General features: G+C 69.1%; 10 protein-coding genes. 9 read left to right on the top strand and 1 reads right to left on the bottom strand.

Translation table 11 applies throughout. From position 1 onward, the window contains the following. Window positions 1-39 precede the first annotated feature (39 nt). Window positions 40-1,059, bottom strand: a complete 1,020-nt coding sequence (locus L0U85_RS16670) for a hypothetical protein (protein ID WP_241378887.1) — start codon at window positions 1,057-1,059, stop codon at window positions 40-42. A 235-nt stretch (window positions 1,060-1,294) separates the two neighbouring features. Between L0U85_RS16670 and L0U85_RS16665 the strand changes: the two genes are divergently transcribed. From L0U85_RS16665 to L0U85_RS16625, 9 genes are all read left to right on the top strand, one after another. After that, window positions 1,295-1,786 carry a MarR family winged helix-turn-helix transcriptional regulator gene (locus L0U85_RS16665; protein WP_241378886.1) on the top strand — a complete coding sequence of 164 codons (492 nt, stop codon included), beginning with the start codon at window positions 1,295-1,297 and terminating at the stop codon, window positions 1,784-1,786. Between the two features lie 38 nt (window positions 1,787-1,824). Continuing rightward, the gene (locus L0U85_RS16660; protein ID WP_241378885.1) at window positions 1,825-3,396 is read left to right on the top strand and encodes a UDP-N-acetylmuramoyl-L-alanyl-D-glutamate--2,6-diaminopimelate ligase; all 1,572 of its coding nucleotides are present in this window, start codon (window positions 1,825-1,827) and stop codon (window positions 3,394-3,396) included. Window positions 3,397-3,443: 47 nt separating this feature from the next. Next, window positions 3,444-4,817 (top strand): UDP-N-acetylmuramoyl-tripeptide--D-alanyl-D-alanine ligase, encoded by a 1,374-nt coding sequence (gene murF, locus L0U85_RS16655; protein ID WP_347177469.1) that lies wholly within the window; start codon window positions 3,444-3,446, stop codon window positions 4,815-4,817. Next, window positions 4,814-5,947 (top strand): phospho-N-acetylmuramoyl-pentapeptide-transferase, encoded by a 1,134-nt coding sequence (gene mraY / locus L0U85_RS16650; RefSeq protein ID WP_241378883.1) that lies wholly within the window; start codon window positions 4,814-4,816, stop codon window positions 5,945-5,947. Before murF ends, mraY begins: the two co-directional genes overlap by 4 nt. A gap of 3 nt (window positions 5,948-5,950) precedes the next feature. Then, on the top strand, window positions 5,951-7,327 hold the full coding sequence (murD, locus tag L0U85_RS16645) for a UDP-N-acetylmuramoyl-L-alanine--D-glutamate ligase (protein ID WP_241378882.1): 1,377 nt from the start codon (window positions 5,951-5,953) through the stop codon (window positions 7,325-7,327). Beyond that, on the top strand, window positions 7,324-8,577 hold the full coding sequence (gene ftsW, locus L0U85_RS16640; protein WP_241378881.1) for a putative lipid II flippase FtsW: 1,254 nt from the start codon (window positions 7,324-7,326) through the stop codon (window positions 8,575-8,577). The genes murD and ftsW overlap by 4 nt, the downstream gene beginning before the upstream one ends. A gap of 1 nt (window position 8,578) precedes the next feature. Further along, the gene (locus tag L0U85_RS21420) at window positions 8,579-9,691 is read left to right on the top strand and encodes a UDP-N-acetylglucosamine--N-acetylmuramyl-(pentapeptide) pyrophosphoryl-undecaprenol N-acetylglucosamine transferase (protein ID WP_241378880.1); all 1,113 of its coding nucleotides are present in this window, start codon (window positions 8,579-8,581) and stop codon (window positions 9,689-9,691) included. After that, window positions 9,688-11,100, top strand: coding sequence for a UDP-N-acetylmuramate--L-alanine ligase (murC, locus tag L0U85_RS16630; protein ID WP_241378879.1), 1,413 nt, complete (start codon window positions 9,688-9,690; stop codon window positions 11,098-11,100). Before L0U85_RS21420 ends, murC begins: the two co-directional genes overlap by 4 nt. A 75-nt stretch (window positions 11,101-11,175) precedes the next feature. Beyond that, the gene (locus tag L0U85_RS16625; RefSeq protein WP_241378878.1) at window positions 11,176-11,736 is read left to right on the top strand and encodes a dihydrofolate reductase family protein; all 561 of its coding nucleotides are present in this window, start codon (window positions 11,176-11,178) and stop codon (window positions 11,734-11,736) included. Window positions 11,737-12,099 lie beyond the last annotated feature (363 nt).

The raw sequence follows: 12,099 nt of genomic DNA, 5'->3' as shown, positions 1-12,099 counted from the left end.
CCAGCGAGGCTGATTCTGCTCAGCTCTGCGTGCTCGACGTCAGCGAATGCTCAGGTGAACGTGGTTCGTGTGGTCCGAAGAAGGGTCCCCACCTGCGAGGGAGTACGACTTCCATCCCGACGAGGGCATCCAGATCTGCCGATACCAGATGACGTATTGCACACCGAGCGCGTCGGCGTTCTGGACCAGCCAGGCGGCCAGGTTGTCCCCGTAGCGCTTGTCGTCGCCGTAGGCGTCGCCGCCGAAGTTGCCGACCTGGGCCGCGAAGTCGCAGGCCCGGCCCTTCGGGTGCTCGCCCCAGGAGCCGTTGCGGTAGCACTTGGTGTAGCGGGTGAATCCGACGATGTTGGCCTGCTCCAGGGCGTGCAATGTCCTCGGGGTCAGGCACCCGCCAGTGGTCGGGTCGTTCTCGGTGCAGCTCTCGTAGGGGAGGGTCCCGTCGGAGTTGCGGGGCGCGGGCTCGGCGTCGGGGGCGTCGCTGGCCGAAGGGCCGACGGCGCTGTCGCCGCCTGAGGCTGCCATCTCGCGGGCGGCGGCGTCGCGGGCGGCCTCCATGTCGACGGTCAGGTCCTCCTGCTCGTCGATGTTGTCCGCGAGCGTCTCCTGCGTGGCCTCGATCTCGGCGAGGCGCGTGACGAGCTCGTTGAGCTTGTCGGCGCGCGACTCGCCGAGGAACTCCAGCATCGTCATCGCGCTGAGCGCGTCGGTGGGGTCGTCGGTGGCCATGAGAGCTGCGGTCGACTGGAAGTCGGAGGTGGTGTGCGCGACGTAGGCGTAGTCGTCGAGCTCCTCGTGCAGGAGCTGGACCTCGGCCTGGGAGTCCTCCAGCTCCACCTCCAGGTCCTCCTGTTCCTGCCGGAGCGCCGCGAGCTCGTCCTGCGCGTTGAGGTAGTCCTCGATGGCCTGGCTGAGCGTTCCCGACACGGAGTCTTCCTCCTGCGCGGCCGACTGGGAGGCCGGGGCGATGAGGAAGAGGACGACTGCGAGGGCGACGACGGGGAAGGAGAGAAGCCGTCGGGCCGAACGTTGGTCAGCGGGGCGTGCGGCGAAACCGTTCAAAGCGGGAGGGTCCTTCGGGTGTGTGAGGCCGAGTGGACGTGTCGGCGTACAGCGTAGAACGCGAGGTTGGTTCGGTAGATTTTGGGGTCACGGCAATAACGCCTGGTAGTGAGCCTACTACCAACTCGGGTTCCCGGCTATGGCCTCCGTAACTCAACCTCGTGTATGAACCGCTGCGGTAGGATTGTTCGAAATTGAACGGAAATCGCGCCGCCGAATGGAAGGGAGGTCGGGAATGGGCTCGGGAGACTTCGAGAGCCGTTGGCTGTCGCCCGGCGTCAGCGACGTCTGGACGCGGTTCCTGACCGTCACCCACCGGCTGGAGCACCAGATCGACCGCCGCCTCCAGGGACACCACGGCATCTCCCAGACCCAGTACGAGATCCTCGTCCGGCTCGCCGACGCCGACGAGAACCGCCTGCGCATGAGCGAGCTCGCCGAGCGCATCGTCACGGCCAAGAGCGCCGCCACCTACCAGGTCAAGAAGCTCGCCGACATGGGACTGGTCGAACCGCACAAGTGCGAGTACGACAACCGCGCGACCTGGGTCATCCTCACCGACGACGGCCGCGAGCGCCTGGAGGCCGCCGCGCCGTGCATCCTGTCGCTGGTGCGCGAGCTGTTCCTCGACTCCATCAACTGCGACCAGGCCCGCGAGCTCAACAAACTGCTCGCCACGTGGTCGAACAACCTCGACGACAACGAACACCTCCCCAAGGGCCAGTGATCAATTAACCCCCCTCCGCTCCGGTGTAGGGTCAGGCCGTGTCAACCTTTCCGCGACCCGAGGAGACCAGGCCCTTCCGGGTCACCGACCTCGCCGACCTCATCCCGGCGGCGAAGGACTCCGACCTCACCGTCACAGGAGTGAGCCTCGCCGCCTCCCTGGTCGAGCCCGGTGACCTGTTCGTCGCACTGCCCGGCGCCAGGCGCCACGGCGCCGAGTTCGCCGGCCAGGCCGCCGACCGCGGAGCCGCGTGCGTCCTCACCGACGCGGCGGGCGCCGCCATGCTTCAGCTCCCCTCCGGCGACGACCTGCTGCCCGTGTTCGTCGCGGACCGCCCGCGCGCGCTCACCGGCGAGATCGCCGGACGCGTCTGGGGCGAGCCGTCCCGGCACCTCAATCTCATCGGCATCACCGGAACCAACGGCAAGACCTCCACGGCCTACCTCGTCGAGGCCGGCCTCGCCCGGGCCGGGCGCACCAGCGGCATCATCGGCACCGTCGAGACCCGAATCGCCGACGAGGTCATCCGCTCCGAGCGCACCACCCCGGAGGCCCCCGAACTCCAGGCGCTGCTCGCCGTCGCCGTGGAACGCGGCGTCACCGACGTGGTCATGGAGGTCTCCAGCCACGCCCTCGCGCTCGGCAGAGTCGCCGGCTGCCGCTTCGCCGCCGCAGGCTTCACCATGTTCGGCACCGACCACCTCGACTTCCACGCCGACCTCGACGACTACTTCAACGCCAAGGCCGAGCTGTTCGACGGCCGCGCCGAGACCGAGATCCTCAACGCCGACGACGAGCGCATCGCCGCCCTCGCCCACGAGGGCACGCTCCGCTTCTCGCTGACCGACCCGGGCGCCGACTACTACGCCTCCGGCATCGCCGCCGACGGCTTCGTCCAGAACTTCGACCTCGTCGGCCCGAACGGCCGCACCGAGGGCGGGGCCAACAAGGGCAGGGTCAACATGCCCGGTCGCCACAACGTCGCCAACGCGGCGCTCGCGGCGGCCCTGCTCGAAGCCGTCGGCGTCCACCTCCCGACCGCGCTGGCAGGCATCGCCTCCTGCCGGGGCGTCCCCGGGCGCATGGAACTGGTCTCCGGTTCGGCGCCGGTGCGCGGCGTGGTCGACTACGCCCACAAACCCGAGGCGATCACCGCGGTCCTCGACTCGCTCAAGGAGTCGACACCCGGCAAGGTCATCGCGATCCTCGGCGCCGGCGGCGACCGCGACCGCACCAAGCGTCCGCTCATGGGAGCCGCGGCGGCCCGCGGCGCCGACCTCGTCATCGTCACCGACGACAATCCGCGCACAGAGGACCCCGGACGCATCCGGGACGAGGTGGCCGCCGCCGTGCGGGACGTCCCCTGCCGTAATATTCCGGGGCGGGAGTCTGCCGTACGGGAGGCCGCCGGCCTGGCCGCCCCCGGCGACACCATCGCCTTGCTCGGCAAGGGCCACGAGACGGTCATCGAGACCGCCGACGGTCCGGTGGAGAGCGACGACCGCGAACTGCTCGCCCGAGCACTGCGCGAAGTCGGCTGGGTCGAGCCGGGAACGGCGAAGCGCGAGAGCCGCAGGTTCGCCGACCACGGCGAAGCCTGCGAGCCGTAGACCTGCACGACCTTCACTGCACAAATCGAACAGGAGGAGACCGCCGAGTGATCCCCATGAGCTTGGCCGAAATCGCCGCCGCCGTCGACGGCAGAATCAGCGAGACGGCCGACCCCGAGGCCATCGTCACCGGCGGGATCGAATACGACTCCCGCAAGGTCGGCCCCGGCGGGCTGTTCCTTGCCCTGCCCGGTGAGCAGGTCGACGGGCACGACTTCGCCGCCAAGGCGGCGGCTCAGGGCGCGGTCGCGACCATCGCCAGCCGCGAGATCGACTCGGCCGCGATCTACGTCGACGACGCCCTGCGCGCCGTCGCCGCTCTCGCCCGCACCGTGGCCCGCCGAAGCGCGGCCACCGTCATCGGTGTCACCGGCTCCAACGGCAAGACCTCCACGAAGGACCTCGTCGGGCAACTGTGCGCGAGCCTCGGACCCACCGTGGCCACCGAAGGCAACTTCAACAACGAGCTCGGCCACCCCTACACCGTCTGCCGGGTCGGGCCCGCCACCCGCTACCTCGTGCTCGAACTGGCGGCCCGGGGACTGGGACACATCACCGAGCTGTGCGAGATCGCCCCGCCGGACATCGGAGTCGTGCTCAACGTCGGCATCTCCCACCTCGACGGCTTCGGCTCCATCGAGACCACCGCCCAGGCCAAGAGCGAACTGCCGCGGTTCCTCGCCCCCGAGGGCACCGCGATCCTCAACGCCGACGACCCCCGCGTCGCGCGCATGGCCGAGTCCACCCGCGCGCAGGTCATCACCTTCGGCATCCGCTCGGGCGCCGACATCGCCGCCGCCGACGTCGAACCCGGCGACGGCAGGCACCGCTTCACCCTCCGCACCCCCGACGGCGAAGCCTCCGTCGAACTGCGGTTGTGGGGCGGCCACCACGTCTACAACGCGCTCGCCGCCGCCGCCGTCGCCTGGAGGCTCGGCGCGAGCCCCGACCACATCGCCGAGCGCCTCTCCGAGGCCGGACGCCAGTCCGAACGGCGAATGGACGTCTTCACCCTCCCCGACGGCACCACCGTCATCGACGACTCCTACAACGCGAACCCTGCCTCGATGGGCGCCGCGATCCGCACCCTCGGCCAGCTCCCCACGGCCGGGCGCCGCATCGCCGTCCTCGGCCTCATGGGCGACCTCGAAGAGCAGAGCACCGAATGCCACCGCCGCGTCGGCGAGCAGGCCTCCGAAGCCGGCATCGACGAACTGATCGCCGTCGGCGACGGCACCCAACCCATCATCAGCGGCGCCGACGGCGTCGCCGCCACCACCCATGTACCCGACCAGACCGCGGCGATCGAACTGCTGCGGAAGAGGCTGCGCCCCGGCGACACCGTCCTGGTGAAAGGCTCCCGCCACCGCACCTGGGATGTCGCCGACCACTTGCGCGCCAAGGAGGACAACGACCAGTGAGAGCAGTAATCATCGCCGCGTTCGTGGCGTTCGCGCTCACCATGGCGCTCACGCCCGTCGCGGCCAAGGCCTTCCGCAGACTCAAAGCGGGACAGCCCATCCGAACCGACGGCCCCCAGACCCACCTGGTGAAGGCCGGCACCCCCAGCATGGGCGGCGTCGTCTTCATCGTCACCACCGTCCTCGCCTACATCGCCGGGCACCTCGTCCTCATGGCCCTGCCCGGGGCCGAGGCCGGCATCCAGTTCCACCGCCCGACCGGCTTCACCGCCACCGGCATCGTCCTCATCGGCCTGTTCGTCGCCTGCGGTTTCGTCGGATTCATCGACGACTGGCTCAAGATCCGCAGGAAGCACTCCGGCGGCATATCCGGCAAGATGAAGATCCTCGGCCTCACCATCGCCGCGACCATCTTCGGATTCATCGCCGTCTACTACACCGGCTCGATCGAAACCGACGAGATCTCCGAGACCGTCGCCACCCCCTACATCTCATTCACCCAGGACATCACCTGGCTGCCGCTGACCAAGATCGGCGCGGTCATCCTGTTCGTGTTCATCGTCAACGCCACCGCCAACGGCGTCAACCTCGCCGACGGCCTCGACGGCCTCGCCACCGGCGCCGTCATGATGTCCTTCCTCGCCTACCTCATCATCGGCTTCTGGCAGTACCGCCACTGGTGCGGCGGCGCCGGCGAGAGCCTGTCGCCGAACTACTGCTACGACGTGCGCGACCCCCTCGAAATCGCACTCATCGCGGGCGCCGCAGCCGGAGCCATGTTCGGATTCCTGTGGTGGAACACCTACCCGGCCAGGATCTTCATGGGCGACTCCGGGGCGCTCGGACTCGGCGGGCTCCTCGGCGGCCTCGCCCTCGCCTCCAAGACCGTCATGCTCCTGCCGATCATCGGCGCGCTGTTCGTCATCATCACCTTCAGCGTGATGATCCAGGTCACCTCCTTCAAGTTGACCGGACGCCGAGTCTTCCGCATGTCGCCGCTCCAGCACCACTTCGAACTCGCCGGCTGGTCCGAGGTCACCATCGTGGTCCGCTTCTGGATCATCGCCGGCATCGGCGTCGCCATCGGCCTGGGCTTCTTCTTCGCCGACTTCCTGCGAATCGCGGGGTAGGCCATGGAGATCGCCGACCGACTGCTCGTCGCGGGAGCCCGCGTCGCGGGGGCGGCCTCTGCCGAAGTCCTCCTCGAACTCGGAAAGACCGTCACCGTCTATGACCGCGTCGACTCCGCGCGCCTCCGCGAGCTCGCCGAACGAGGCGCCAGGACCGTCGTGGCCGACGACTTCGACGCCGCACTGCTCGATGAAGTCGAACAGGTCGTCGTCTCCCCGGGCTTCCCACCCCATCACCCCATCGCGGTCGCCGCAGCCGAACGAGGCCTGGAGACCTACTCCGAGCCCGAGCTCGCTTGGCGAATGCGCGGGCCCGGCGCCCCTCGCTGGTTGGCCGTCACCGGCACCAACGGCAAGACCACCACCACGACCATGCTCGCCGACATGCTCAAGGCGGGCGGCCTGCGAAGCGCGGCGCTCGGCAACATCGGCGTGCCGCTCGTACACGCCGCCAACGGTCCCTACGACGTGCTCGCCGTCGAGCTGTCCAGCCAGCAGCTGCACTGGTCGAGACTCCTTGCGCCCGCCGCCGGCGCCATCATCAACCTCGCAGCGGACCACCTGGACTGGCACGGTGGCTTCGACGCCTACGCCGAGGCCAAGACCGCGGTCTGGCGCGGGGGAGCCGCCATCGCCAACCTCGACGACCCCGCCGTGGTCGCCCTGGCGAAGCGCTCCAGCGCCGAAACCATCGGCTTCACCCTCGGTGAACCGGATCGCGGCCAGTTCGGCGTCGCGCTCGGCTTCCTGGTCGACTACACCGGAAGCGAGCCGGTCCAGATCTGCTCCGTCGACGAGGTCCGCCCCGCCGGCACCCACAATGTCGCCAACGCCCTCGCCGCCGCGGCACTCGCCAGGCAGGTCGGCGTGGAGCACGAGGCGATCGGCCGGGCCCTGCGCGGATACGTCCCCGAACCCCACCGCAATGCCGCCGTCGGCTCCTTCGGCGGCATCGACTGGGTCGACGACTCCAAAGCCACCAACCCGCACGCGGCCGCGGCCGCGCTCGCCGCCTACGACTCCATCGTCTGGATCGCCGGAGGCCAGCTCAAGGGCGTCGACGTCGACGCCCTGATCTCCCGGTTCGCTCCGCGAATGCGCGCAGCGGTCCTCATCGGACAAGATCGGGCCGAGATCGCCGACGCGCTGGCGCGACACGCCCCGGAACTCCCAGTGATCACCCTCGACGGGAGCGACGATGCGGTCATGACCGACGTCGTCGCCGCAGCCTCCGCCCACGCCGAACCCGGCGACACGGTGCTGCTGTCACCGGCCGCCGGCTCCTACGACATGTTCACCAACTACGTGCACCGCGGGAACGCGTTCGCCGCCGCGATCAGGCAGACTCTCAATATGGAAGACCTGAGCGAGAACCAGTGAGGTCCGGCGCCACCGCGATGCTCCGAGGCCTGCTCGACCGCCCGCTCGCCTCGTACTACCTGCTGCTGTCCTCCAGCGCCCTGCTGCTCACCGTCGGCCTGGTCATGGTCTTCTCCGCGACCATGGTCGAGTCCTACGCCCAGCAGGGCTCGGCGTTCGCCGTCGTCGTCCGGCAGGCCATGTGGGCGCTGTTCGGCCTCGTCGGGTTCTGGATCGCCCAGCGCCTCCCGGCCCGCACCTACCGCAGCATCGCCCGGCCGCTGCTGGTGCTCTCGATCCTGCTCGGCCTGGTCCTGGTAGCACCGAACTTCGGGAACGCGGTCGTCGGCACCGACGAGCTGTGGATCCACGTCGGTCCCGTCCAGTTCCAACCCGCCGAGCTCGCCAAGTTCGCGCTCCTGCTGTGGATCGCGGACTCCCTGGTCCGGCTCGGCCCGCGCATCGCCTCCTGGCGCGACCTGGCCGTCCCCATGTTCCCCATCGTGGGCGTCTCGCTGGTCATCATCGGCTACTCCGACCTGGGCACGATGCTCATCATCGTCGCCATGTTCATCGGCCTGCTGTGGTCGGCCGGCGTGCCGCTGCGCATCCTCGCCACGCTCTTCGCGATCGCGCTGGCGGGCTCGGCCCTCCTCATCGCCGTCCAGCCGTACCGCATGGAGCGCATCCTGTCGTTCTCGCGGCCCGAGGACTTCTCCGAAGGCTGGGGCTACCAGGCCGTCCAGGGCTACTACGCCATCGCCGACGGCGGCTGGTTCGGCGTCGGCCTCGGCGAGAGCCGCCAGAAGTGGGAATGGCTCCCCAACGGCCACAACGACTTCATCTTCGCGCTCATCGCCGAGGAACTCGGTGTCGTCGGGTGCCTGGTGATCCTCGCGCTGTTCGGCGTCCTCGTCTACACCGGATTCCGCATCGCCCGCCGATCGGTCGACCCCTTCCGCAAACTGGTGGCGGCCGGCGTCACGATCTGGCTGGCCGGCCAGGCGTTCATCAACATCGGCGGCGTGCTCGGCCTCATCCCCATCACCGGCGTTCCGCTGCCGTTCATCTCCGACGGCGGCACCGCGCTCGTCGTGGTCCTGGCCGCCGTAGGCATGCTGGCGGGCTTCGCGCGTGCCGAACCCGACGCGGCATCGGCACTGCGGGCGCGAAACCCGTCCCGTCTCGTACGATTCCTGTGGGCTCCCCTGCCACCCGCGCCTCGCGAAACCCTCGATCCCGACACCGTCCCTACGACCAGAAAGCCTTGACGTGCCACAGCTACGATCGGTCGTCCTCGCCGGAGGCGGCACCGGCGGCCACATCTACCCGCTCCTCGCGTACGCCGACTGCCTGCGCCGCCACGACCCGGGAATCCGCATCACCTGCCTCGGCACGGAGAAGGGCCTGGAGAACGAGCTCATCCCCAAGGCCGGCTACGACCTGCGCAACGTCCCGGCCCACCAGCTGCCGCGCAAGGTCAACCTCGACCTGCTGCTGACCGCCCCGCGGATGCTCAAGGCCATGAAGGCCACCCGCGACATCATGGACGAGGTCCAGGCCGACGCCGTGGTCGGTTTCGGCGGCTACGTCGCCGTCCCCGCCTACCTCGCCGCTTGGCGCCGCAAGACCCCTATGGTCGTCTTCGAGTACAACGACCCGCCCGGCGTCGCCAACAAGCTGGCACTCAAGTTCACCGACAACCTCGCCCTGGGCTTCCAGCACTTGCCACAGGCGTCCCCGCTGCTGGCGGAGGGCACCGTCACCGGCATCCCGTTGCGCCCGGCCATTTCCCACCTCGACCGGCACGCCATGCGCGCCCAGGCCTGCGCCCACTTCGGGCTCGACCCGAACCGGCCGGTCCTGTTCGTCTACGGCGGCTCCCAGGGCGCCGCCTCGATCAACAACGCCGTCTCCGGCGCTGCTCAGGCCCTGACTACCCGCGGCGTCCAGGTCCTCCACATCATCGGTGCCCGCCGCGACGAACCGGTCCACATTCCCGGCGGGCTCCCCGTCCCCTACCGGACCCTGCCCTACCTCGACCGCATGGACCTCGGCTACGCAGCCGCCGACATGGTCCTGGCACGCGGCGGCTCCATGACCGTCGCCGAGGTGACCGCTCTGGGCCTGCCGACCGTGTTCGTGCCCATGCCCTGGGGCAACAAGGAGCAGTACCGAAACGCCGGGCCGGTCGTGGCCGCAGGCGGCGCGGTCTTCTGCGACGATGAGAACCTCAACCCCTCCTGGATCGAGGCCAACCTCATCCCGATCATCACCGACCGCCAGAGACTGGTCGGCATGGCGCAGGCCTCCGAGAGGTTCGGCAGCCGCGACGGCGACGAAGCCCTGCGGCAGTTCACAATCAAGGTGGTGGAGCAGTCATGAGCGACGACCCGAACGACCTGACCAGCCCGATCGACGAGGGCATCACCGCCGAGGACCTGGGACGGACCCTCTTCATCGGCGTCGGCGGTGTCGGCATGAACGGTCTCACCCGCCTCTACGTCACCCGTGGCCTGCCCGTGTCCGGCTCGGAGACGAAGGACTGGCCGAGCCTGCCTGAGCTGGAGCGGCTCGGTGTGAACCTCCACCGCGAGCACCGCGCCGAGAACCTCGACGGCATCGACACCGTCGTCCGCTCCACCGCGATCAACGATCAGCACCTCGAAGTCGTCGAGGCCCGCAAGCGCGGCATCCGCGTCCTGCACCGCTCCGAGGCGATCGCGGCCGCGATGACCGGCCGCCAGTCGATCGTGGTGACGGGCACGCACGGCAAGACCACCACGACCGCGATCGTCACCCAGCTGCTGGAGCACGCCGGAAAGGCCCCGTCCTACGTCAACGGCGGCGAGACCATCGGCGCCCACACCGGCGCGCACGGCGAGGGCGACTACTTCGTAGCCGAGGCCGATGAATCGGACCGCTCGTTCCTGCGCTTCCGACCTGAGATCGGCGTCATCACCAACATCGACGTCGACCACCTGAACACTTACGGCGACATGGAGTCCCTGACCGAGGCGTTCGAGCGGTTCTGCCGCAACACGAGCAAAGACGGCCTGCTGGTCCTGTGCGCCGACAACGGGGGTACGGCCGCCCTCGCCGCGAAGTTTCGCTCCGAAGGCCGCTCAGTGGCCACCTACGGCTTCTCAGACGGCGCAGACATACAACTGGGCGAGGTCGAGTCGAGCAAAGACGGCGTGGACTACACCGTCCTCGTCCACAACCAGGTCGTCGGCCGCTTCCACCTGCCGATGCCGGGTCGCCACATCGCACTCAACTCCGCCGCCGCCATCGCCGTGGGCCTCCAGATCGGACTCGAACCGGAGGAGATCAAGGAGGGAATCGCGGCGTTCGGGGGCGTCAAGCGCCGCTTCGAGAAACGCGGCGAGACCGACGGCTTCGCGGTTTTCGACGAGTACGCCTACCATCCGACGGCCATGACCGCGGCGATCGAGACCCTCAAGGAGGTGGCCGCGCCCGGTCGCCTGATCGTGGTCTTCCTGCCGTACCGCGTGTACCGGACGATGGAGATGCGCGCCGAGATCGCCGAGGCGCTCTCCTTGGCGGACAAGGCCGTGGTGATGGAGATCTTCGGCCCCGGCGAGACGGTCCCCGAAGGCGAAGGCGGCGAGAGACTCAAGGACACCGTCGACCTGCCCGAGGCGGACAAGGTCTTCGTGCCCGAATGGGACGACGTCCCGGCCGCAGTGAAGGCCCTGGCCGAGCCCGGCGACGTGGTGGTGACGATGGGCGCCCCGCCCATGTCGCTCATGCCCGACGACATCCTCCGCTGAGGACGCCGCTTCCACCGCGAACGTCGGTCGGCCCTGATACTGCTTGAAGGACCCATCGACTCGCGGGAGGGCCGCATGGCAAAGCTGATCTACTCGGGCGTCATATCACTGGACGGCTATCTGGCCGACAAGGAAGGCCGATTCGACTGGTCGGTGCCTGACACCGAGGTCCACACCTTCATCAACGCCTTCGAGCGCACCATCGGCACCTTCCTATACGGGCGCAGGCTCTACGAGGTGATGGTCGCTTGGGAGGCGGTAGATCCGGACGGCGACGACATCCCCGAGACCGAGCGCGAGTACGCGAGGATCTGGAAGGCGGCCGACAAGGTCGTCTACTCGCGCACCCTCGATGCGCCGGCGAGTGAGCGGACTCGGATCACCCGCGACTTCGATCCCGAAGGGGTCCGCCGGTTGAAGGAGACCTCGGACCGGGACATCACCGTGGGAGGAGCCGAACTCGGCGCCGCGGCGCTGAAGGCCGGCGTCGTCGACGAGTGTCACCTGTACCTCTCTCCGGTTCTGGTCGGCGGCGGCACCCGTTGGTTTCCCGACGACATCTTCGCCAAGCTCAGGCTGGCCGATGAGCGCCGCTTCGGCAATGGCGTGGTCTTCCTTCGCTACGTCTTGTCTTAGGCGGCGATTGCCGGTGTCCGTTCACGGTCGCCTGTCGAGCCCGGCAATGGCCGCGGGGGCGTTGGCGGGAGCAGTGTCGGGCGGATGGTTCCTCTGCGCCAAGAGCGGCAGCGAGGACGAGGTAGGAGTCGGGTGGGGCGGGCTCTTCGGAGATTGGTCCGCTTCGGACGGGCTTCAGGCGTGTCAGCGACGAAGGAGCTGAGTGGAGGTCGGGGGTGCATTGTCGGCCACGGAGGTTGGTCGTGGGGAGCGGGAGCGGGACTCTCGGGTCCGGTTCGGCGGCTGTAGTGCGCTGTGGCTGCGGGTTCGGTGGCGGTGAGGGAATGCCGGTTCGGGGCGGCCGGGTGCGGGTTTCGGGCCGGC

The organism is Glycomyces sp. L485, assembly GCF_022548875.1.
Taxonomy (GTDB): domain Bacteria; phylum Actinomycetota; class Actinomycetes; order Mycobacteriales; family Micromonosporaceae; genus Glycomyces.
This window is presented reverse-complemented; position numbering and strand designations above follow the sequence as displayed.